Below are 22,428 nucleotides of genomic sequence, written 5' to 3' on the forward strand. Positions count from 1 at the left end.
GCGGGGCGCGGAGCGCGGCGAGCCGTCTCCGGGGCGGCGCCGGGGCGCAGCGCTCAGCCGAGGTGCTGCTTCAGGAACTCGATGCTCCGCTCCCACGCGATCTTGGCCGCATCGGCGTTGTAGACCTCGGGGCGCGTGTCGTTCGCGAACGCGTGGTCGGCGTCGTAGACGTGGAGCTCCATGGACTGGCCGCGGGCGGTGAGCTCTCTCCGGATCGCCTCGGCGGCGGCGGGCGTCGCCCACCCGTCGCGCGCGGCGAAGTGGGCGAGGATCGGCGCCTTGACGCGCGTGTAGTCGGGCGCGGGGCTCGGGACGCCGTAGAAGGGCACCACGGCCGCGAGCTCCGGGATCGTCGCCGCGGCGGCGAAGCTGAGCGCGCCGCCCATGCAGAACCCGATGACGCCGACCTTGCCGTTCGAGCGCTCGTGCGCCGACAGGAAGCGGACCGCGCCGGCGATCTCCTCGAGGGCGCGCGGCTTGTCGAGCTCGGTCATGAGCCGGTTGGCCTCGGCGGCGTCCTTGGTGACCTTGCCGTGGTAGAGGTCGGGCGCGAGGGCGACGAACCCGGCGGCGGCGAGCCGATCGAGCAGCGAGCGGACGTGGTCGTTCAGGCCCCACCACTCCTGGATCAGCACGACGGCGGGCGCCTTGCCGCCCTGCTTCGGCCAGACGATCTCGCCGGTCGCCGAGGACCCATCCTTCACGGGGAACGAAACCTTCTCGGACATGCGACTCCTCCCTTTCAAGGCGGGGCGCGGCCTCGCCGGCCCCAGTGAACGAGCGGGGCACGGCCTCCGCCGCCCCCTCGGGCGCGGCGCAGGATAACCGCGCCTCGCGTGGTGCGCATCGCGCATCGCGCATCGCGAGATGCTGGGCACGCGCTGCACACCGGGCCGGCGGGGAGTAACATGAGCGCGTGGATCCGCTGGCGGAGCGATGGAGGCGGGCCGTCTCTTCCGTGAAAGAGCTCCGGCTGCGGGTCGCGTTCCTGCGGAGCGAGATGCTGCGCGCCGAGCCCGCCGCCGTCGCCCGCGCGCTCGACGACCTGTGCCGCGACGCCGAGCAGGCCGACCCCGCCGCGCGCGACGTGCTCGGCGCCGTCGTGCCGGTCCTCGCGGATCCGGCGCTCTCCGAGCGCGTCGCGCAGCTCCGGGAGCTCGCCGCCTCCCTCGCCCTCCTGTCGCTCTCGCGGCTCTTGCGCCGCAAGGCGGGGCGGCGCGAGGCGCAGCCGGCCTCGCCGGCGCCCGACGAGCGCCAGGTGGCCACCTCGGGCGCGGGCCGCGCGCTCACGCTCGGCGAGCGGCGCGCGCTCGCGCGGCGGCCGACGCGCGCCGCCTTCGACGCCCTGCTGCGGGATCCGCACCCGCTCGTCATCCGCAACCTGCTCGCGAACCCGCGCCTGACCGAGGACGACGTCGTCCGGCTCGCGGCGCGGCGCCCGGCGAGCCCGGAGGTCATGACGGAGATCGCGCGGCACCCCGAGTGGCCCCAGCGCGCGCGGGTGCGCATGGCGATCGTGCAGAACCCGGGCGCGCCGCCGGAGATCGCGGTGCCCATGGTGCGCCTCCTCCTGCGGCCCGAGCTCCTGCAGCTCGCGGCGGCGGCGGACGTGCCCGCGGTCGTCCGCGCCGCGGCGCGGGAGCTGCTCGAGCGTCGTCCGCCCGTCCCGCACAAGCCGGGCGGCGCGCTGGAGCAGTGAGCGGCCCCGCGGCGACGCCGGCCGCGGCGCCGGTCACGGCTCCGGCCCGCCGCGGCGCCCCGCGCGGTCGCGGCGGCGCGCGCGCCGCGCCGCGGCCACGGCGAGCGCCGCCGCGAGGCCGGGCAGGGCGCCGCGCGCAGGGCCGGCCGCGTGCGCGCAGGCCGCCGCCGAGGCGCCGTCCCCGGGCCGCGCGGGGCGCCCGGGCGCGCAGGTCGCCCCGAGATCGGGCGCCGTCCAGGGCTGGTGGAACGCCACCGCGCGCTCCTCGGGGTCGTCCACGTTGCTGAGCTCCTCGCTCGGCGCGTCGCCGAGCGCGATCCAGAGCCGCACGCGGCGCGCCTCCGGGCTCCACGCGACCAGGTGGTAGCTCCCGGTCTCCGGCACCTCCGTCCGCAGCTCGAGCAGGAGCCAGGAGCGGGCGCCGGTGACGGGCTCGCGGACCACCTCCGGCGCGCGGGCGCTCCCGGTCGAGAAGAGCCGCGCGCCGAGCCCCGCGGGCGCCTCGAAGGGCAGCGCCGCGGCCCGGGGCAGGCCGGGGCCGAGCAGCGCGAGGGAGGGGCGCTCGCGGCGGAGCGCGTCCATCTCCGGCACGCCGAGCTGCACGCGCAGCGTCTCTCCCTGCGTGGCGTCGAGCGTCAGCCATACCGGGCGGCTCGGACATCCGAGCTCCGAATAGACGATGCGGGAAAGGTGGAGCCCGGAGAACTCGAGCGCCTCCTCGGCGCTCGAGTGATCTCCGTAATCGAAGAACATCTCGCGTGCGCGCGCGGGGGGCGCGGACGCGAGCACGGCCGCCAGCGTGAGGGCCAGGAGGGCGAGGCGCTCGAGGCGCCCGCGGAGCGTCGCGCGGCGGGTCCAGGTGATCATGTCCTCGACGCGATCTCTGGGGCCGAAGATCGGTCTGTCGACGCCGGACGCGCCGCGCCGCGAGGCGGGAAATCGCCCGCCGCGGGGGAGACGCCGGAAAAGCCCGGGAAGGGGAGGACGAGGGCGATGCGCGGCGCTGGCCGCGATCGCGGGCGCGTGCGGCGCTACGCGACCTCGGCCCAGCACCGCGCGAGGCGGCGGATCCCCTCGTCGAGGTCCTCGTCGCGCTCGACGGACGAGAAGCACAGCCGGAGGGCGAACGGGGTCACGGCGCCGTTCGCGCGGAACAGCGACCCCGGATCGAAGGCGACGCCGTGCTCGATGGCGGCGGCCAGGAAGAAGGCCTCGTTCGGCTCGGCGTCGGGCTCGACCCAGATCGCGAAGCCGCCCGCCGGCGGCTCGAACCTCCAGCCGGGCAGGTACCGGCGGAGCGCTTGCTCCATGCGGGCGGCGCGGCGGGCGTAGAACTCGCGCAGGCGCACGAGCCGCTGATCGAAGTCCTCGTTGCGGAGGTAGTCTTCCAGGATCGCCTGCGGCAAGCTGGCCGCCTGCAGATCGGCGGCTTGCTTGAGCTTGAGCACGTCGGCACGGAGCGCGCGCGGGGGCACGAGCCAGCCGACGCGGAGCCCCGGGCACAGCGTCTTCGAGAACGTCCCGACGTGGAACACGCGATCGGGCGCCTCGGCCAGGAGCGGCCGCGGGGCGGGGCCGTCGAAGCAGAGATCCGCGTAGGCGTCGTCCTCGATGACGGGCCGGAGGGTCGACAGGACCTTGGCCCGCTCGCGGGGCGACATCCTGCGGCCGCGCGGGTTCGAGACGGCGGGCATGAGGTAGTGGGCGTCGACGTGGCGCCCGTCGTCGACGACCGTCGCGCCGAGCGCCTGGAACAGCTCGAGCGCCCCGGGGTAGCTCTCGGGGTCGACGCCGATCCTGGCGCCCGGCCCGCGGAGCATCTGCGCGGCGAGCGACACGGCCTGCTGCGCGCCGCTCGTCACGATGACGTCGTCGGCGGCGACGCTGGCGCCGCGCCGCCGCAGCTGCCCGGCGATCCAGGAGCGGAGGTCCTCGTCGCCCTCGGGCCAGCCGTACTGGAGCGCCGGGCAGCTGGGGGTCTGGAGCGCGCGGACGAACGACGCCGCGAGCTTGGTGCGCGGGAACTCCCCCGGCGCCGGCAGCCCGCCCGCGAAGCTGACGAGGCCCGGCGTGCCTGCGGCGCGCCGCTTCAGCGTCTCGAACCGGCCGAGGCCGAGCCGCGGCCCGCTCCGCGGCGGATCTTGCGAGCTCGGGGCCTGCGACGGCCGGATGTGGGATGACGGGGGCGGATGGGGGGCGAGCGCGGTAGCGTCCATAGATTTGAGAGTCCGGACGCTGCTTATTCAAGGATGATGCCGCCAGCGCTGTCCGTCTCCAGACGGAGCAGAAACCCTCGGGGCCCACGGCAGGACGTAATTGCCTGGAAATTTGGTTACATCGCGGCAACGCCGGAGAGGCGAGAGCGCGTTGCTGGGTGTGGCGTGCTCGCGCGGCGTGTCAGGCTGCCACAGCGCAACGACGGGCGTGCAGGGGTGTCCCCGAGGCGGACATGGTCTGGAAATACGGCCGTCGTGGTCCGGCGGCGAGGGATCTGCCAGGAGATCCGTGTCCGGCGCGCCGGGCGTGGAGCGCGCTCGCGCGGTGTTTCGCCCGGGCCGGCCGTCGGGGAGGAGGTGTCGTGCTGACTAGGGCTCTACGCCCCAGGCGAGCTCGCCGTCGTGGTAGACGGTGATCTGCATCGAGGGTGTCCAGGCCGTCGTCGCCTCGAAGGAGTAGTCGTCGGTCTGCGTCATGCGGTCGTAGACCTCTCTGTTGTAGATGCGGATCTGCGACTCTCCGGACGTGGCGCCCGCATCGATGTTGCCTGCGGCGGCGCTGAAGCCGAGCTCCAGGTAGTGATCCGCGTCCGTGCCCGACGCCGCGCGGAACGCCCTCGTGACGTTGGCGCACCCGCCGGTGACCTCGGAGAAGTCGCATTCGCTTTTGAGATCCACCATCTCGACGTCGGCCGTGAACCAGTAGCGAATCGTCAGATCGCTGAGCGCGATGCGCTCAGCGCCCGTGTTCCTGATCCGGACCTTGAACGACAGCTGCTGGGCCTCGGCGCCGGTCTCCCTCGCCGCGTACTGCAGCTCGAGCGCCGGTGTGGTCGCCCCGCCGGTGGTGGAGCTCGCGGTGGTGGAGCTCGTGGCGCTGCCGCCGCCGACGCCCGTCGTGGCGCTGGTGGTGCTGCTCGCGGTGGTGCTGACCGAGCTGCTCGTGGTGGCGCTGGTGGTGCTGCTCGCGGTGGTGCTGACCGAGCTGCTCGCCGTGGTGGCCGTCACGTCGGCGCCGCCCTCGCCGCCCTCGCCGCCGGCCCCGCCGATGCCGCCGGCTCCGCCGTCCCCGCCTGCCGAGCTGCTCACCGTCGTGCTCGCGACACCGCCGCCGGAGCCGGACGTGCCGCTCGTCGCGGAGCTGGTCGTGCTGCCCGAGGTCGACACCGAGGAGCCCACGCTGCTCGAGCTGGTCACGCCGATCGAGGTCGAGGTCGGGCTGCCCCCGCCCCCTCCGCCGTCGCCGCCCAGGCTGGAGCCTTCGGCGCACGCCGCGAGCATCAGGAGGGAGGCGGCGGAGAGAGCCCTCGAGTCCCTCAACCAGGAGCGCGATTCTCCGACTCGATGGCTGCAACTGCCCGGCAGGAGCGGCGCTCCTGCCCTCGTTGACATCTTCATCGGAAAACCTCGGCTACAAGCTGCATCGGACGCCTTCGGGCCGAGCAGCGACGCACACCTTGCCGTCGGTCGCATCTTGAGTACCCCTGCGAGCGCCCAACCATGTCCGAAGGTCGAACGGAAGGAAGTTGAGCTCGGGAGTTTAACCAGATCCCCTGGTCTCCAGCAAGGAGTTTGGGCGCAGGGACAGGGCTACCCCGGTACATTTCTGCTGATGTCGTAGCCAGCTTTGGCGTTTTTGGCGTTTTTTGGAGTTTTCGGAGTCTTCCTGTGCACAGATATGCGCACAGGTAGGCGAACAACACGGGCCGATGCCGGGGGAGCCCTCGCGTCCTCGCCGCCTGTGGCCCGGCCCGCGGGGCTGCCTCACGCGTCCTCCAGCGGAGGCGGCGCATGGAGCCAGTTGAGCTCGGAGTCTGCCATGAACCGCGTCTGCCACTGGGCGGGTCTCTCCCAGTCACGAAACGAGAGCACCGCGCCGCAGAACGCCTCGCCCGTGCGCTTGCCCGGCGCGCCGATGAGCTCGTCGGCGAGGCGCAGGAGATCCGCCGGCTTGTCGGGCGCGTCCGCCACGAAGGCCCTCACCCACTTGTGGTATGGATACAGGATGCGGTTGTGCGCCAGGATCAGCCGGTAGCCGAAGAGCACCGCGCGCGCCGCGGCCCAGGTCAGGAGATAGCGGTTGTCGTGCTGCTCCGCCGACTCGAGGTAATACCGCATCGCCTCCAGCTGGGCGATGAAGCCAAGCATCTTGTGCGCGCGCTCGTGCTCGGGATAGGCCGAGATCGCGCGCACCAGGCCGTCGATCTCCGGGAGCCGCGACCAGGCGACCGTCGCGCCCAGGAACGCCGAGCGCGCCGGCTCGCTGCCGCGCTCGCGGGTCTTCTGGAGCAGGTCGAGGCTGACGATCTTGCCGTCGACGTACCCGCCCGGATAGTCCACGAGGCCCTCGTCCGAGGCGACGTAGACGAGCTCGCCGGTCGCGTGACGCCGCCTCTGCTCCTCCTCGGTGACCACCCAGAAGAAATCGATGTCGGACGTCTCCTTCGCCAGCCCCTTCGCCTGGGAACCCCCGACGATGACGGCCACGGAGCACGGGTCCGCGCTCAGCCGCTCGACGAGGCGCGATACGGTCCGGAGATGGTGAGGTCGATAGTTCGGTTCTCGCATTGGGTCATCCACGCTTTCTTGCCCCGAGGAGCTCGCTCCCGGAGGGCCGTCGCACGGTAGCGCGGCCGCTCGGAGACTTCCCGCTCAGAGGCGCCCGCTCGACGCGCTCGGCGAGACCCGGATCGGCCTCGCCGAGCGCGGCCCCTCCCCGGGGGCCAGCGGCCATGGACGGCACTCTCCAGTGAGGGTATACGTCGGCGCTGCCGCAGTTTACGTGCATGGGAAAAGTTCATGAAGGCTAAAGCGTTCAGCGGTCGACTGGCAGCGTGGGCCCTGAGTGCGCTCGCGTTGAGCGCGTGCTCTCGGCAGCAAGGGGGGGCCGCCGAGGGGGCCACGGGCGCGGCGGCGGGGGCCACGGGCGCGGCGGCGGGCGACAAGGGGGGTAAGGCGGGCGGGGCCAAGATTGCGCTGCTCCTGCCGGAGTCGAAGACGGCGCGCTACGAGTCGAAGGACCGCCCGTTCTTCGAGGCCAAGGTGAAGGCCCTCTGTCCTGACTGCCAGATCCTCGCGAGCAACGCGAACCAGGACGCCTCGCAGCAGCAGGCGCAGGCCGAAGCGGCGCTGACGAACAGCGCGAGCGTGCTCGTCCTCGACGCGGTCGACAGCGCGTCGGCGGCCGTCATCGCGAACAAGGCCAAGGCCCAGAAGGTGCCTGTCATCGCCTACGACCGCCTCGTCCCGGGCACGGACGCGATCGATTACTATGTGTCGTTCGACAACGAGGCGGTGGGCAGGCTCCAGGGCGAGTCGCTGCTGAAGGCGCTCGACAACAAGCCGACGGCCCGCGTGGTGATGATCAACGGCGCGGCGACCGACGACAACGGGCTGACCTTCAAGAAGGGGGCGCACGGCGCGCTCGACGGCAAGGTCCGGGTGGTCAAGGAGTACGACACGCCGGACTGGAGCCCCGACAAGGCGCAGGACCAGATGACCCAGGCCCTCACCGCGCTGAACAACCAGGTGGACGGCGTGTACGCGGCCAACGACGGGACCGCCGGCGGGGCGATCGCCGCGATGAAGGCGGCCGGCATCAAGCCCCTGCCGCCCGTGACGGGCCAGGACGCCGAGCTCGCCGCCGTCCAGCGGATCCTCCTCGGCGAGCAGTACATGACGGTGTACAAGGCCATCAAGCCGCAGGCGGAGGCCGCGGCGGTGATCGCGTACCACCTCGCCACGGGCAAGCCCGTGCCCACGGACATCACGGGCGGCAAGACGGTCAGCAACGGGACGAAGGACGTCCCGTCGGTGCTGCTGGTCCCGCTGGCGGTCACCAAGGAGAACCTGAAGGACTGGGTGATCGCGGACGCGTTCTGGACCCAGGAGCAGATCTGCACGGCCCAGTACGCCGAGGCGTGCAAGGCGGCGGGCCTCTAGGTCTGGAGCTCCCCGGCTTGCCGGAGGGGCCGCGGGCGCGTCATGCGGCGGGCTTGGGCTGCGAGGCCTCGAGGCGCGCCTTTTCGGCGAGGAGCAGCTCGGTGAACGCCGCGGTGAACAAGCGCCTGGCGAGCGAGCCGAGGAGGTCGCCGACGAGCGGCAGCGGGACCTCGAAGCGCGATGTCCAGTCGACCTCGGTGCCGTCGCCGCGCGAGGTGAAGCGGAGACGCGAGCCGTGGTGCCGGAGCGGCTGGCTGCTCTCGAGGATGTGGTAGTCGAACGAGGCGGGGCGCTCGAAGGCCGTGATCTCCTCGACGTAGCGGATCCGCTTCCCGACGCGCACCTCGCGGAGGGCGCCGAGGCCGTTGCGCTCGGTGAGCCCCGGCCGGATGAGCGTCGTGCGGGTGCCGTCCTCGGAGCGAAGGAAGCTTTCGTGATCGGCCACCGCGTCGAAGACGCGCTCGAGCGGGGCGTGGATGTAGACGTTGACGTGGACCTCTGCCATGCGGCGACCATCGCATGGATCCCGCGGAGCAAGCACGCGGGGAGGGGTGGGGGGAGAGGGGCTAGGGGAAGAGGAGAGAGAGCTTGCGGGTGGAGGATCCGTCCTTGACGGGATTGGTGGGGGCGGGGGGGGCGAGCGCAACCTGGGTCGGTCGGCAGAGCGCAACCTGGGTCGGTCGGCAGAGCGCAACCTGGGTCGGTCGGCAGAGCGCAACCTGGGTCGGTCGGCAGAGCGCCGGGGCAGAGCGCAACCTGGGTCGGTCGGCTGCTCGGCTGCCTCAACGTGGGTCGGGCCGATGCCACCCCAACCCACGTTGTGGTCGACGCCTTGCGGTGGACATCAGCGACGGCTGCCTTGCCAACCCGCTCGCCCTGTCTTAGTGAGTGAGTACTCACTCACCAAATCGGAGGCGGGTCATGGCGGGAGCACTGGACGCGCTGGTGGTCGGCGGAGGGCCGACCGGGTTGACGATGGCCGGGGAGCTCGCCCGGCGGGGGCTCACGGTGCGGATCGTGGACAGAGCACCGGAGCCGCCCTCGGATCACTCGCGAGCGCTCGCAGTTCAGACACGGACGATGGAGCTCTTCCGCAGGATGGGGATCGTCGATCTCGCCATGGAGCGCGCCGTGCGCGTGGGCGGCATCAACGTCCTCCTCTCCGACGGGCAGCGCGCCCGGCTGCCGATCTTCGACTTCCCGGAGCTGTCCACGCCGATCCCGGGCATCTTCATCCTCCAGCAGTTCGATACCGAGCGCGTCCTGGCTTCCCGACTCTCCGGGCTGGGCGTGACGCTCGAGCGCGGCATCGAGCTCGCCTCCTACACGCAGGACAGCGCCGGCGTCGCGTGCTCGCTCCGCCGAGCCGACGGGAGCAGCGAAGAGGTGCGCGCCAGATGGCTGCTCGGCTGCGACGGCGCGCACAGCGCTGTCCGCAAGGGCGCCGACATCGCCTTCGAGGGCGATACCTACGACGAACACTGCATGCTCGGCGACCTCATCGTCGATTGGCCGCTGCCCGACGGCGACATCTACATCAGCCCCTCGCGTCGGGGCGTCGCCGCAGCGTTTCCCGTGCCCGGCAGCCACCGGTTCCGGGTCATCCTCATCCGGCCCGAACCTCCGCCGATGCACGGCGCGCAGGTCTCGCTCGAGGAGTTCGAGGCCGCCATGCGCGAGATGATCCCGGTACCCTTCAAGGTCCAGCAGTCGATCGTCCTCTCGCGCTACCGGCTCCACCACCGCGTGGCCGCGCGGCTGCGCAAAGGACGCGTGTTCCTCGCCGGCGACGCGGCGCATATCCACAGCCCGGCCGGCGGGCAGGGCATGAACACCGGGATCCAGGACGCCTACAACCTGGCGTGGAAGCTCGCGGCCGTCGAGCAGGGCCGGATGCCCGCGTGGCTGCTGGACACCTACGAGGTGGAGCGGCTCCCCGTGGCGCGCAAGCTGATCGACTTCACTGACCGACTCTTCGGCCTCATGGCCGGACACGGGCCGGTGGGCCGGACCCTGCGCGCGATCGCGCCGCGCCTCGCGTCCCGCGCCCTCGGCATCTCCGCCGTGCAGCGCCGGATCCTGGGATTCCTCTCGCAGCTCAAGATCCGTTACCGGAAGAGCCCGCTGTCGGTGCAGATCGGGAACCCGCCGGAGCACGGGCCCCGCGCGGGGGATCGCGCGCCGGACGCCGTGGTCCGCAGCGCGGCGGGAGAGCACGTCCACCTCTTCGACCTGATGCGCGACGCCGAGTTCACGCTGCTGTTCTTCACCGGCCCGCAGGCGGACGGAGGGGCGCGCGAGCACGCCCGAAAGCTTGCAGCGCAGCTCGGCAGGCCAGACCTCAAGGTCCTCGTCATCGGCGCGCTCGAAGGCGGAGGCTTCGCAGATCCCGACGGGCACGCCCACGCGGCGTACGGCGTCGCGTCCTCGGCCGCCGTCCTCGTCAGGCCGGACGGCTACGTCGGCGTGCGCAGCGACCCGCTCGACGAGGGCGCGCTCCCGCAGGCCCTCGGCCGGCTCTTCACGCGCAGGGCCGAAGCCGCCTAGCGCGCCGGCCGCTCGCGGAACGAGGCGCGCGCCGCTGGAGCGCGCAGCGCCTCGCGCGCGACGGCGGGCGCCGCTCGCGGTCCGTCCCGCGGCGGCGGCCGAAATCCGTCGGGATCGCGGCCGGGCGGTACTAGAGATGAGCCGAGGGAACGCCGATGAGCCGACGACCGCGCTCGAACGACACCTTGACCGAGGCGCAAAGAAAGATCGTCGAGGCCGCGGTGGCTGCCTTCGCAGAGCATGGCTTCCGCGGGACCGCGACCAGGGACATCGCCCGGCGCGCAGGGGTCGCAGAGGCGACGATCTTCAAGTACTTCCCCACCAAGAGGGACCTCCTGCTCGGGGTGATCGGTCCCGCCATGGAGCAGCTCGTGGGGCCCGCGCTGGCGCGCTCGATGGACCCGCTCTTCAACGCGACGTACCCGACCTTCGAGGCTTTCCTGCGGGCGCTCCTCGCCGAGCGCACCGCGTTCGTGCGCGCGCACCCGCAGCTCGTGCGCATCCTCGCGCAGGAGCTGCCGTTCGACGCCGAGCTGCGGATCGGCATCGCCAGCCGGGTGTACGCGCCGTTCCTCGCGAAGGGGATCGCCCAGATCGAGCACTTTCAGCGCGAGGGGCAGATCGTCGGCTGGCCGCCCGCCCTCGTCCTCCGCTGCATCGCCTCGACGTTCGCGGGGTACATCCTCCACCGCGTGTTCATCGCGCCCGACGCGGCGTGGGACGACGAGGCCGAGATCGAGCGGGTCATCGCCTTCGTGCTCCGCGGCCTCTCGCCCGACCAGCCAGCGTGACCTCGCGCGGCCCGGCGCGCCGGCCGCGCGCCATGGGCGGCGATCAGCTCGTCGTCAACAGCGAGCGGAGCTGCGACGGCGACACCTGGTAGTCCTTGCCGCAGTAGTCGCAGCGGATGTCGAGGACCTTCCCGTCTTCGACCATCTCCTCGATGTCGGTCCGCGGCAGGCTCGCCAGCGTGGTCATGACCCGGAGCTCGCTGCAGCGACAGCTGAAGCTGAGCGGTGAGTCGTCGAGCCGCGAGAACGGCATGCCGTAGAGCAGCTCCTCGAGCAGCACGTCCGCCGAGGCGCCCTCATGCGCGAGCACGTCGTCGAGGCGCTCGAAATCCTTGAGCCGCTCGGTCATCACCATGAGCGGGCCGCGCTCGACCTCCGGGAGCAGCTGCACCAGATATCCGCCGGAGGCGCCGACGCCGTCCTCGCCGATCAGCGTGGCCACCGCGATCATCGAGACGACCTGCTCCGACTCCTGCATGTATGTCATCAGGCCGCCGGAGATGCCGCCCTCGGCCGGGACCTCGACGACGCCTTGGTGGAGCATGCCGTTCGGCAGCGTGCGCATGACCTGCAGCAGCGAGCCTTCGCCGATCTCCACCGCGCTCTTCTCGGCGGCGCCCTTGCCCAGGTTGACCAGGCCGCGGCTCGTGCCGTCCGGGTGCGAGTCGGCCACGAGGGTCCCGTGGCCGGTCGCGCCCTTGACGATCGCCTGGACGCGCAGGTTCGGCGCCATCGCCTCGCGCACGAGGATGGCGCCGGTGATCAGCTCCCCCAGCCGCTGCGCGGTCGAGCCGGTGGCCGATTGCACCGCGATGGCTCCGCGCACGGTGTCGGTGGTCAGCGCCGTGATGACGCGAAAAGCGCCATCGATCGTGATGGCGCGGACGACGGAATCAGAAGGTCGGAGCAAGATGGACTCTCCCGTGAGGAAATATCGTTAAGCCACGGACGGCAGATGGCAACCCGCGGCGCATGCGACCCGGGCGGAGAGGTGGCGATCGGCGGACCTGCTGGCCCGTCGGCAGCCCGCGGATCCAGCGCAACGTGGGTCGGGTCCGCGGGGTGGGGCGGGTCGGGGCGGCCGCAACCTGGGTCGGGTCGGGGGCGGCGCAACGTCGGGGCGGCCGCAACCTGGGTCGGGTCGGGGGCGGGCAGCCGCAACCTCGGTCGGGGGCGGGGCGGGGCGGGGCGGGCAGCCGCAACCTGGGTCGGGTCGGGGGCGGGCAGCCGCAACCTCGGTCGGGGGCGGGGCGGGGCGGGCAGCCGCAACCTGGGTCGGGTCGAGGGCGGGCAGCCGCAACCTGGGTCGGGGCGGGGGCGGGCAGCCGCAACCTGGGTCGGGTCGGGCGGGGGCGGGCAGCCGCAACCTCGGTCGGGTCGGCGGCAGCGGGCAGCCGCAACCTCGGTCGGGTCGGCGGCAGCGGGCAGCCGCAACCTCGGTCGGGTCGGCGGCCGCAACCTGCGTCGGGTAGGCGACCTGGGTCAGGCCAGCTGCTGGCCGCCCGCGTCAGGTCGGCTGGCCGCTGGCCGCCGCAACCTGGGTCGGACCCGCTGGGTCGGATCCGCTCCACCTGCTCCGGGCGGGGGCGCCGTCGTGGAGGGGCTCATCCGCGCCGACGGCGCCGGTGCAGCGCCGCGGCGCAGGTGCCGACCGCGAGCAAGGCCCACGGCACCGAGGGGCTGCCGTGATCGTCCGCGCCCGCCGTGCAGGCGCAGCCGCCGCCCTGCACCACGATCCCGTCGCCGGGCGGCGCCGTGGGGCACGGACCGATGCTGTCGTCCTCGTTGCGGCAACCCGGGACGCACTGCTTCGTCGCCTCATCGCACACCATGCCGGCGTCGCAATCGCTGTCCTGCTCGCACGTCATGGGCCGGTCGTCCGCAGGATCGTTCGGATCGCGCTCGCCCGCGTCGACCACGCCGTCGTGATCCTCGTCCTCCTCGCCGTCGATGGCGCCGCCGCCGTCGGTGTCGGCCTTCGTCGGATCCGTCGTCGTGTCCCCGTTGTCGCCGTCGGGCACGCAGGTCGCCGCGTCGGCCTCGGTGTCCGCGTGCGAGCAGTCCTTGCCCAGCTCGGTCCCATCAAAGAGCCCGTCCCCGTCGCTGTCGGGATCGAGCGCGTTGATCTTCCCGTCGTCGTCCGTGTCGGCGCCGGGCTCGCGCTCCTCGCCGTCGATCACCCCGTCGTCGTCGCTGTCCGCGTCGTCCGGATCGGTGCCGAGCGCCGTCTCCTCGGCGTTCGAGAGGCCGTCGCCGTCACGGTCGCCGCGGTCATCCCCGGCGTCGTTCGGATCGGTCTCGTCGCTCCCCTCGTCGACCATGCCGTTGTGGTTCTGGTCCTCCTCGCCGTCGCTCGCGCCGCCCCGATCGGTGTCGGGGTCCACGACGCTCGTCGTCGAGGCCCCGCCATCGGCGTCCGGCGTGCACGTCCCGGCGTCGCCGGCGGTGTCTTCGTCCGCGCAGTCCTTCCCCGCCTCAGTGCCGTCGAAGAGCCCATCGCCGTCGCTGTCCGCATCCAGGACGCCCGGCTGCCCGTCGCCGTCGCCGTCGTCGCTGGGGTTCGGCTCGTCGCCGTCGAACAGACCGTCGTCGTCGCTGTCGCGATCTCCCGGATCCGATCCGAGGTACGCCTCGAGGTCGTCGCCCAGCCCATCGCCGTCGCTGTCGACGTTCTGGTCGTCGTCGTCGCCGTGGCCCGCGGTCGGGTCGGTCTCGCCGGCCTCGATCGCGCCGTTCAGGTTCGCGTCCTCGGAGCCGTCGCTCGCGCCACCCCGATCGCTGTCACGGCGCACCGCCGACGTCCTCGTCGCCCCGCCGTCGGCGTCCGCCGTGCAGTGCCCAGCCTCCGCGTCGGTGCCGAGGCCGTCGCAGGCGAGGCCCAGCTCCGTGCCGTCGAAGAGCCCGTCGTCGTCGCTGTCCACGTCGCGCACGTTGATCAGCCGGTCGCCGTCCGTGTCGTCCGATGGGTTCGGCTCCTGCCCGTCCTGCACGCCGTCGTCGTCCGAGTCCGCGTCGCCGGGATCCGTGCCCAGCGTCTCCTCGAGATCGTCGCTCAGCCCGTCGTCGTCGCTGTCGTCGTTTTCGCTGTCGTCGTCGCCGTGCCCGCGGGTCGGGTTGCTCTCGCCGTTGTCCGCGACCCCGTTCAGGTTCGCGTCCTCGGAGCCATCGCTCACGCCGCCGTCGTCCGTGTCCGCGTCGAGCGGCGACGTCTTCGTGGCGCCGGCGTCCGCGTCCGGGGTGCAGCGACGCGACGGCGCGTCCGTGCCGGCGCCGTCGCAGTCGAGGCCGAGCTCGGTCCCGTCGAAGAGGCCGTCGTTGTCGCTGTCGACGTCGAGCGCGTTGATGAGCCCGTCGCCGTCGGTGTCGTCCGCCGGGTTCGGCTCGAGCCCGTCGCGCACCCCGTCGTCGTCGGAGTCGGCGTCGCTCGGATCGGTGCCCAGCGTCTCCTCGAGATCGTCGCTCAGCCCGTCGTCGTCGCTGTCGGTGTTCTGCCGATCGTCGTCCCCGTGGCCGGCCTGAGGAGCGGTCTCGCCCGCGTCGACCGCGCCGTTCAGGTTCGCGTCCTCGGAGCCGTCGGTCACGCCGCCGCGATCGGTGTCCGCGTCGAGCGGCGACGTCTTCGTGGCGCCCGCGTCGCCGTCGGGGGTGCAGTTGCCCACCGTCGCGTCGGTGCCCGGACCGTCGCAGCCGAGGCCGAGCTCGGTCCCGTCGAAGAGGCCGTCGTTGTCACTGTCGATGTCGAGCGCGTTGACGAGCCCGTCGCCGTCGTGATCATCCGTCGGGTTCGGCTCATGCCCATCGCGCACGCCGTCGTCGTCCGAGTCGGCGTCGTTCGGATCGGTGCCGATATGCCCCTCGAGAGCGTCGCCGAGCCCGTCGCCGTCGGTGTCGGCGACCTGCCTGTCGTCCGCGCCGTGCCCCGTCGTGGGGTCCGTCTCGCCCTCGTCGAGCACGCCGTTCAGGTTCGCGTCCTCGGAGCCGTCGAGCGCGCCGCCGTTGTCGGTGTCGGCGTCCAGCGGATCGGTCGTCGTCGCCCCGGCGTCGCCGTCGGGCACGCAGTGCCTCGCGAGCGCGTCCGTCCCCGGGCCGTCGCAGGCCGTCAGCCCCACCTCGGTCCCGTCGAACAGGCCGTCGTTGTCGCTGTCGACGTCCCGCGCGTTGACGAGCCCGTCGCCGTCGGTGTCGCGATCCCAGAGCTCCTCGTCGCCGTCGCTGATGCCGTCGTCGTCGGTGTCGGCGTCGTTCGGGTCCGTGCCGGCGGCGATCTCGTCGCCGTCGCTCAGCCCGTCGCTGTCGCTGTCGACGAGGATCGACGTCGGCGGCGCGCCCGGCTGGTCCGTGCCGTTGCCGTCCGTCGGGTAGTTCTGCGAAGATCCGCCCGCCGGGCTCTGCGCCGCGACGGTCGCCTGGTTCGCGATCTCGCCGTTCGTGCCCGGGTCGATGGTGACGCGGAACCGCACCGTCGTGGTCTCGTCGACGCCGAGCGACCCGCCCTGGGCCGCGCTGGCGTCGCTGCCGAGCCGGATGCGGACCGTCCTCGTGCCGGCGATGTACTCGCCCTCGTCGTCGCCGGCCGCGTCGGTCACGCCGCCCATGTTCGGGCCCGCGGTGATCTCGAGCGAGCCCGGCACGTAGGTGACCCCGGGCGGCAGCGGATCGCTCAGCACGACGTTCGCGGCGCTGTCGTCCCCGGTGTTCGCGACGATGATCGTGTATTCGAGCGTGTCGCCCGGCGCGACGCCGCCGCCGTTGAGGTCCAGGACCGACTTTGTCGATCTGGTCAGATCCGGCAGGCGCGTCGGCACCGACGTGATGAGGCCGCCGAGCAAGTAGCTGTCGTTGCCCAGGACCACCGCCCCGACCTCCGCCGACGTGTCGCCCGGCCTGAGCAAGTTGGACGGGACCTGGACCACGTCGACGTCGATGCCGCTCATGCTCAGCGGCCCGCCGGTGAGCCGCGGCAGATCGCCCGCCGCCGACGCCGGCGCGCCGAGGAACGACCGGGAGCTGTTGAAGAAGTCGTTCACCGGGTTCACCGCGTCGAAGAGCCCGGTCCCGTTCCACTCGATGCCGTCGCCGGTCGTGCTGTCGCCGTCGTAGCCGATGACGCCGAGCTTCGCGAGGCCCGCGCCCGAGGGGACGACGAACCCCGAGATGGTCCACTCCACCGCCTCGCCGTCGAACACCATGTCGAGCCCGTCGAAGATGGCGAGGTTGCGGGCGGGCGCGGTGGTCAGCTCGTAGAGCACGACCATCCACCAGCCGGCGAACACGAAGGACTTGTTCACGTCGTTGAGGGCGATCGCGTTGGAGATGCCGCCCAGGCGGTAGGCGCCCGCGCCGCGCGTCCGCACGATCTCGGTGACGTCGGCCACCGCCTGGGCGTGGATGTCGCTGGAGGACACCTCGCCGGAGAGCGTGCCGGTCACGTTGCTGCTGAAGGTGCCGGGCCGATCCAGGGTCACGGTGAGATCGGCCGAGCCGGAGGCGCGGCTCGCCGCCCAGTAGAGATAGGCGTGGGTCACCCGCGCGCCCGTGGGGAGGTTGAGGACCGCGGTGGTTCGGGCCGCCGAGGGGGCTACCGTGGGGCTCGCCTCGGCCTGCCCCGCGAGCGGGCTGTCGGCCCGCCAGTAGACGTCGGGCGCCGTGTCCACGAGCGTCCCCTCCACGCCGCAGTTCGCGGCGACCGTGCCCACCATGGGCGCGACCTCGGACGGCCCGCACTCGTGCGCGAGCGTGTTGCCGATGAGCACGAAGTCGCCGCGCTGCGCCACCTGGACCCGGCGCACCGGATCCGCGCCCGCGGTCCCCGAGAGCGCCCCGAGCAGCGCGGCGCCGGTCAGCCCCGTGATTGCCAATCGCTTTGCCATCGACGCCTCCAGCCCTATGGCTGCTTCTTTGCCTTCTCGATGATGTTGAACTGGACGCGCCGGTTCTTCTGGCGCCCCGCCTCGGTCTTGTTGTCCGCGATCGGGACGTCGGGGCCGTAGCCCTTCGCCTGCATGCGCTCGGGCGCGATGCCGCGCTCGACGAGCGCCATCAGCACCGACTCCGCGCGCGCCTGGCTCAGCTTCGTGTTGAACTGGCGCGCTCCGCGGTCGTCCGTGTGGCCTTGGACCTCGATCTTGAGGATCTCCGGATGGTCCTTGAGCACGCCGGCGACCTCCTCGAGCAGCTCGTGGCTGACCGGCCGGATGGTCGCCTTGCCGGTGTCGAACTGCACCTGCTGCAGGATGACGATCTCGGTCTCGGTCACCCGGACCGAGGCCGGGCACCCGTGCTGCTTCGGATCCTCGTTCGGCTTGCCCTTCTCGTTCGGGCAGGCGTCCTGATCGTCGCGGATGCCGTCGCCGTCGGTGTCGCCCGGGCAGCCGTTCGTGGCGGGGTCGGTCGTGGCGATGCCGGGCAGATCCGGGCACGCGTCCGACGGATCGGGGATCTTGTCGCTGTCGCGATCGGGCGGCGGCGGGCAGCCGTGCTGCTTCGGGTCCTCGTTGCTCGGGCCGGCCTGGTCCGGGCACGCGTCGACGTCGTCGGTGATGCCGTCCTTGTCGCGGTCCCCGGGCGGCGGGCAGCCGTTCTTCTTCGGGTCCGGCGAGGCGATGCCGGCCACGGCGGGGCAGGCGTCGACCGCGTCGAGGATGCCGTCGCGATCCGCGTCCTTGGGCGGCGGACACCCGTTCTTTGCGCGGTCCGTGCTCCCCACGCCGGCGACGTCCGGGCACGCGTCGGCGTCGTCGGGGATGCCGTCGCCGTCCCGGTCCTTCACGGGCGGCTTCACCTCGGGCGAGTAGGCGACCATGGCGACCGCGCGGAACGAGGGCGTGCCGACGCCGGCGGTGAGGCCAGGGCCCACGCCGAGCCCGGCCTCGAAGTCGCTGGCGAAGCGGTAGCGCCCGCCGAGCAGGGCCTCCAGGTTGGTCGTGCGCTGCTGGACGTCGGAGATCGTGATCGAGCCGGTGATCTCCGGCCCGATCTGCAGCCGCCGCTCGTCGTCGAGCAGCAGGCCGACGCCGGCGCCCCAGTGCACCATCATCCCCTGCTCGACGTTGGCGAACTGCCTGGTCGACCGGAACTCAGGCCCCGCGGCGAGCGACCACACCGCGCGATCCAGGTGGCCGCCGAGGATGAGCTGCGGGCTGCCGCGCACGTCGCCGTCGCCGGAGTACGCCTCGGGGTCGCCGGTCGGCAGCCACACGTAGCCGCCGAGGGCGATCTGGAACGGATCGAAGTAGTCGCCGAAGAGGGTCGCGCGCGCGCCGAGCCGGAGGTCCCCGAGCGCGCTCGTGGCCGGCTGCGGGAGCACGGCCCCCGAGGCGACCCCGCCGTCGCCGGACTGGAACGCGAGCGGCAGATCGACGTTCACCGTGAGGCGCTCCCAGAGCGAGAGCGAGGCGCTCAGGTGGAGCAGGAGCTGGCTGCCGACGACCTTGCCGTCGCCGATATCCTCGTTCCCTCGGAGCCTCCGCAACACGAGCGGGTCCTGGGCGTAGTCGCCGAGGATCATGATGTGGGGCGACGCGTCTCCTGCTGCGTAGGCGGACTGGACACCGAACATCCGGTCGCCGGCCGGCGCGGGCTGGAACCTGTCGAGCGCGAAGCCCTCGGGTCTCGCGGGCTCCTGCGCTTCGGCCTGAGCCGCTGCCCCGAGCAGGCACAGCGCCGCCGCGAGCGCGGCCGTCGGATGGGTCCCCTGTGTACGAGCCGGCATGAACGAGGTCGCCTCCTTGCGCGAAGGAACAGCAAGCCCCCGGAGTATCGACCGAAATGCCCGCGGCGTTCAACGTTTCACGAGGTTTTTCCCGGCGAGGCGGGCCATCGGGCCCGCTCGAGGGAGGCGCTGTGCGCGTGGCGGCGCGGGCCTGGTCGCCGCGGTTCCGACGCGCATTCACGGTGCGCCTCGCGCGCCTGTACGGAGTTTCCTGCAAGGGCGGTCGGGTCCGGGGCAGGTCCGCTTGCGTCGCGAGGTCGCGCTGTGGAGCCTCGCACGCCAGGGTTGCTACCGGAGTGCGGCAGCGGTAGAGCGGCGCCCTGACCCCGCGGCACGCGTTGCTTGCGGCACTCGTTAGGAGGCACCATGGCCCGCGAACCGAAGAACTTCGATCATCTCCTCGGCGGCAACGCCAAGGGCTTGAGTGATTTGCAGCTCAAGGCGCATTTCACGCTGTACCAGGGCTACGTGAAGAAGCTCAACGAGATCTGGGAGCAGCTCGGTAAGGCGGATCGCAGCGCGCCGAACTACTCGTACAACGCGTACAGCGAGCTCAAGCGCCGCGAGCCTGTCGCGTTCAACGGCACGGTGCTGCACGAGCTGTACTTCGAGAACATCGGCAACGGCTCGACGCAGCCGAGCGCCCAGTCGAAGCAGCTCATCGAGGCCTCCTTCGGCAGCTTCGACAACTGGCTGGCGGACGCCAAGGCGGCGCTCCTGAGCGCGCACGGCTGGACGGTGCTCGTGTACGACTACCAGGAGAAGAAGCTCTTCAACAACCTCATCCGGACCGAGCACGATGTCGGCCTGTTCGCGAACACGCATATCATGGTCGCGATCGACGCCTGGGAGCACGCGTACTTCGCGGACTACCAGACCAAGAAGGCGGACTACGTGGCCAACGTGCTCTCCGGCCTGAACTGGGACGTGATCAACGCGCGCCTCCAGCAGATCGGCCCGCACACCGCGGCGTAGTCTCGCGGTCTCACGGCGGGGGCACGCGCCGCAGTCTCACGGCGGGGGCACGCGCCGCAGTTACACGGCGGGGGCACGCGCCCCCGCCGCCCCACCGAGCGGAGCTCGGTGGGGCCCCACCACCCCGCGATCCATTTGTGCCGCCTCGGGCGTGCTGCCGCTGCGGGCCTGACGTTGGTCGACGTCTGAGACGAGCGCCTTCGATGGCGTGATGCCTGCCTGAGGTGTGCGCCTTCCCATCCTCCGTACTCGCGCTCACGCCCTCACCAGCCGCGCGCTCCCCGGAGGAGCGAGCATCGTGCTCGCCGCGATGTGCCCGCTCCGCGTTCGTCCTGTAGACTGGGCGCGACAATGACCAAGGCCGAGTCGAGCTCCCCCGGCGCCGGGGAGGAGAGCCTCATCTACGTCCGCCGGATCCACCGCCGCGACCTGAACCGAGTTTGGGAATTTCTCAAAAAGGTGTTCCGCGACGTGAACCGGGAAACGGTCGAGTACCAGCGTCCTCGCTCCAAGAAGCGGTTCCTGGAGGTCTACGAAGAGGAAGGCGTCGAGCAGCTCCTCTTCGAGGTCCGCCAGGGCGATGGGCAGGAGATCGTCGGCTACGCGGAGTGCGCGTTCGAGATCACCGGGACCGACAACTGGATGAACGAGCGGTACTTCACGAAGCACGACATGCGCCCGCTCTTCGTCGAGGAGCTCGCGGTCCACCCCGATTACCAGGGTCGCGGCGTCGGCGCCTTCATGCTCGAGCAGCTCGAGCACCTCGCGCGCATCCACGGCTGCACCCACCTCGTGCTGGAGGTGGCCGAGAACAACATCGGCGCCCTCAAGTTCTACCGGAAGCGCAGCTTTTACCGGCTCGACGCCGCGATCTTCATGGCGAAGAAGGTCGCTGTCGACTCGGAGCTCCTGCCGCCCCGGGCGCTCAAGAAGCCGCGCCCTCCGGAGGCGTCCTCCGCGTCCGCCAAGCCGAAGCGCTCGCCGCGGCGAGCGCCGAAGGCGCGCACCGCCGAGAAGCGGACGAGCGCCCCGCCGCCGGCGTCGCTCCCGCCGGACGCTGCGGCCGACCGGGAGCGCGCGCCCCTCGCACGGGCGGACGCCGACGGCGACGACGACCCGCTGTGAGCCCGGACCGAGGCGCGACCCGCCGCGAGCCCGGGCGCGGCGCGGCGGCGGGCGCGCCGGGCTCGGCGGCGCGGGGTCAGAGCTCGACCGTGCCGTGCTGGCGCAGGGTCGCCGGCAGCGACAGCGCGTGATCGATGCAGGCGCGGATGTCGTCGAAGCTGGACAGGCCGTACCAGAACACCGTCCAGGTCTCGTTGCGGTAGCTGCCCTCGGCCTGCTGGAAATACCAGGGGTTGATCTCGTTGCCGTTCCGGGCGCGCCAGAACAGCTTCGGGTTCTCGTTCTTCATCCGCGTCCAGAGCGAGCCGCCGATGCCCACGCCCTGCGCCTCCGTGGTCACCGCGAACTTGTCGAGGTACGGAGTCAACGGCGCCTTGTCGCCCGAGTCGAGCGTGAGGATCGCCGTCGCCCGGTACGAGTCGGACAGGTAGATGCGGTAGAACGGCTTCTTGTCGAAGTAGTGCTCGTCGAGCTTCCGCTGGAAGCACGCCTCGAGCAGATCGCGCAGCCGGCCGCGATCGATGCCGTCGAGCGTGTCGTGCCGCACGATGCGCTCGCCGCGTCGGACGAGCGTGCCAGAGCCCGTGTGCGTGAACAGCTCCTTCGCCAGGTGATCCGGCGCCGTGATCGACACCGAGGAGGTCGGCGGCAGCCCGTCGAGCAGGAGCTTGATCTCCTGCAGCTTGAGCCGCATGCCCCCGGTCAACCAGGGCTGGGCGATGAGCCCCGCGTAGTCCTCCTCGAGGTTGATGGCCGAGATGATGCGCCCGTGCTCGTCGAGGAGGCCGCCCGCGCTCGTCAGGAAGATCATCTTGAACGGCTGCGTCGCGAGCGCGAGCTCGCGCGCGGCCACGTCGGCGTTGATGTTGACGATCTGCCCGCCCGGCGTCTCGCCGAGGCAGGCGAGGATCGGCAGGTGCCCCGCGCGCAGGCTGGACCTCACCGCGTCGACGTGGACGCGCTCCACCCTGCCGACGAGCCCGAGGCGGCCCTCGTCCATCAGCGACGCCTCGAAGACGCCCGCGGTGATCGGCCGCGTGCGCGTGCCCATCTCCTCGAGCGCCTCGACGAGCCGCAGGTTCTCGCGCAGGAAGACGCGGCGAGCGATCTCCAGGACGCGGGGCGTCGTGACGCGCAGCCCGTTGACGCGCTCGGTCTGGATGCCCGCCTCGGCGAGCGCCCGATCGAGCTGCGGCCCGGCGCCGTGGATCACGATGGGATACAGGCCGACCTGGTTCAGGAACACGAGCGAGGTCGCGAGCGCCTCCAGGTCCTCGTCGAGGATGGCGCCGCCGACCTTGATGACGGCGAACTTCTGCTGATCGACGGCCGCGTACTGCTTCAGGTACTGCTCGACCTCCTTGCGGCTGCCGAGGTTCCTGAGCAGGCGGACGATGACGTCTTGTGTCGAGCCCATCGCGG

At 72.0% G+C, this 22,428-nt stretch carries 16 protein-coding genes; 6 read left to right on the plus strand and 10 right to left on the minus strand.

What is annotated here, in order from left to right; translation table 11 throughout:
* Positions 1 to 53 precede the first annotated feature (53 nt).
* Complete coding sequence (locus WMF26_RS00375) at positions 54 to 728, minus strand: dienelactone hydrolase family protein (RefSeq protein WP_437953332.1); 675 nt, start codon at positions 726 to 728, stop codon at positions 54 to 56.
* Between the two features lie 230 nt (positions 729 to 958).
* Here WMF26_RS00375 and WMF26_RS00380 point away from each other — a divergent pair, with 230 nt between their 5' ends.
* Positions 959 to 1,699, plus strand: coding sequence for a hypothetical protein (locus WMF26_RS00380; protein ID WP_437335263.1), 741 nt, complete (start codon positions 959 to 961; stop codon positions 1,697 to 1,699).
* Between the two features lie 33 nt (positions 1,700 to 1,732).
* Here WMF26_RS00380 and WMF26_RS00385 read toward each other — a convergent pair whose 3' ends face one another.
* From WMF26_RS00385 to WMF26_RS00400, 4 genes are all read right to left on the minus strand, one after another.
* Entirely contained in the window at positions 1,733 to 2,566 is an 834-nt protein-coding gene (locus tag WMF26_RS00385; protein WP_437998670.1) for a hypothetical protein, read from the minus strand.
* Positions 2,567 to 2,730: 164 nt separating this feature from the next.
* Entirely contained in the window at positions 2,731 to 3,915 is a 1,185-nt protein-coding gene (locus tag WMF26_RS00390; protein ID WP_437335265.1) for a PLP-dependent aminotransferase family protein, read from the minus strand.
* A 369-nt stretch (positions 3,916 to 4,284) separates the two neighbouring features.
* Positions 4,285 to 5,235: a cellulose binding domain-containing protein gene (locus WMF26_RS00395; RefSeq protein WP_437998671.1), complete on the minus strand. Its 951-nt coding sequence runs from the start codon at positions 5,233 to 5,235 to the stop codon at positions 4,285 to 4,287.
* Positions 5,236 to 5,679: 444 nt separating this feature from the next.
* Positions 5,680 to 6,483 (minus strand): nucleotidyltransferase domain-containing protein, encoded by an 804-nt coding sequence (locus tag WMF26_RS00400; protein WP_437998672.1) that lies wholly within the window; start codon positions 6,481 to 6,483, stop codon positions 5,680 to 5,682.
* Positions 6,484 to 6,714: 231 nt separating this feature from the next.
* Here WMF26_RS00400 and WMF26_RS00405 point away from each other — a divergent pair, with 231 nt between their 5' ends.
* Positions 6,715 to 7,857 (plus strand): sugar ABC transporter substrate-binding protein, encoded by a 1,143-nt coding sequence (locus WMF26_RS00405; protein WP_437998673.1) that lies wholly within the window; start codon positions 6,715 to 6,717, stop codon positions 7,855 to 7,857.
* A gap of 40 nt (positions 7,858 to 7,897) precedes the next feature.
* Here WMF26_RS00405 and WMF26_RS00410 read toward each other — a convergent pair whose 3' ends face one another.
* Positions 7,898 to 8,362 carry an SRPBCC family protein gene (locus WMF26_RS00410; protein WP_437335266.1) on the minus strand — a complete coding sequence of 155 codons (465 nt, stop codon included), beginning with the start codon at positions 8,360 to 8,362 and terminating at the stop codon, positions 7,898 to 7,900.
* A gap of 416 nt (positions 8,363 to 8,778) precedes the next feature.
* On the opposite strand from WMF26_RS00410, the gene WMF26_RS00415 reads away from it, so the two are divergent.
* Positions 8,779 to 10,404, plus strand: coding sequence for an FAD-dependent monooxygenase (locus WMF26_RS00415; RefSeq protein ID WP_437998674.1), 1,626 nt, complete (start codon positions 8,779 to 8,781; stop codon positions 10,402 to 10,404).
* A gap of 155 nt (positions 10,405 to 10,559) precedes the next feature.
* On the plus strand, positions 10,560 to 11,195 hold the full coding sequence (locus WMF26_RS00420) for a TetR/AcrR family transcriptional regulator (RefSeq protein ID WP_437998675.1): 636 nt from the start codon (positions 10,560 to 10,562) through the stop codon (positions 11,193 to 11,195).
* 43 nt (positions 11,196 to 11,238) lie between these two features.
* Here WMF26_RS00420 and WMF26_RS00425 read toward each other — a convergent pair whose 3' ends face one another.
* From WMF26_RS00425 to WMF26_RS00435, 3 genes are all read right to left on the minus strand, one after another.
* Positions 11,239 to 12,105 carry an Hsp33 family molecular chaperone HslO gene (locus WMF26_RS00425; protein ID WP_061629864.1) on the minus strand — a complete coding sequence of 289 codons (867 nt, stop codon included), beginning with the start codon at positions 12,103 to 12,105 and terminating at the stop codon, positions 11,239 to 11,241.
* 694 nt (positions 12,106 to 12,799) lie between these two features.
* On the minus strand, positions 12,800 to 17,065 hold the full coding sequence (locus tag WMF26_RS00430) for a hypothetical protein (RefSeq protein ID WP_437998676.1): 4,266 nt from the start codon (positions 17,063 to 17,065) through the stop codon (positions 12,800 to 12,802).
* A gap of 14 nt (positions 17,066 to 17,079) precedes the next feature.
* Entirely contained in the window at positions 17,080 to 18,906 is a 1,827-nt protein-coding gene (locus tag WMF26_RS00435; protein WP_437998677.1) for an OmpA family protein, read from the minus strand.
* Between the two features lie 366 nt (positions 18,907 to 19,272).
* On the opposite strand from WMF26_RS00435, the gene WMF26_RS00440 reads away from it, so the two are divergent.
* Together WMF26_RS00440 and WMF26_RS00445 are read left to right on the plus strand one after the other, a co-directional pair.
* The gene (locus tag WMF26_RS00440) at positions 19,273 to 19,881 is read left to right on the plus strand and encodes a superoxide dismutase (protein ID WP_061626602.1); all 609 of its coding nucleotides are present in this window, start codon (positions 19,273 to 19,275) and stop codon (positions 19,879 to 19,881) included.
* 351 nt (positions 19,882 to 20,232) lie between these two features.
* Positions 20,233 to 21,006 carry a GNAT family N-acetyltransferase gene (locus WMF26_RS00445; protein WP_437998678.1) on the plus strand — a complete coding sequence of 258 codons (774 nt, stop codon included), beginning with the start codon at positions 20,233 to 20,235 and terminating at the stop codon, positions 21,004 to 21,006.
* Positions 21,007 to 21,082: 76 nt separating this feature from the next.
* Here WMF26_RS00445 and WMF26_RS00450 read toward each other — a convergent pair whose 3' ends face one another.
* The gene (locus WMF26_RS00450; RefSeq protein WP_437998679.1) at positions 21,083 to 22,423 is read right to left on the minus strand and encodes an acetylglutamate kinase; all 1,341 of its coding nucleotides are present in this window, start codon (positions 22,421 to 22,423) and stop codon (positions 21,083 to 21,085) included.
* Positions 22,424 to 22,428: the final 5 nt, after the last annotated feature.

This window comes from Sorangium sp. So ce185, from assembly GCF_051526825.1.
GTDB lineage: Bacteria > Myxococcota_A > Polyangia > Polyangiales > Polyangiaceae > Sorangium > Sorangium cellulosum_D.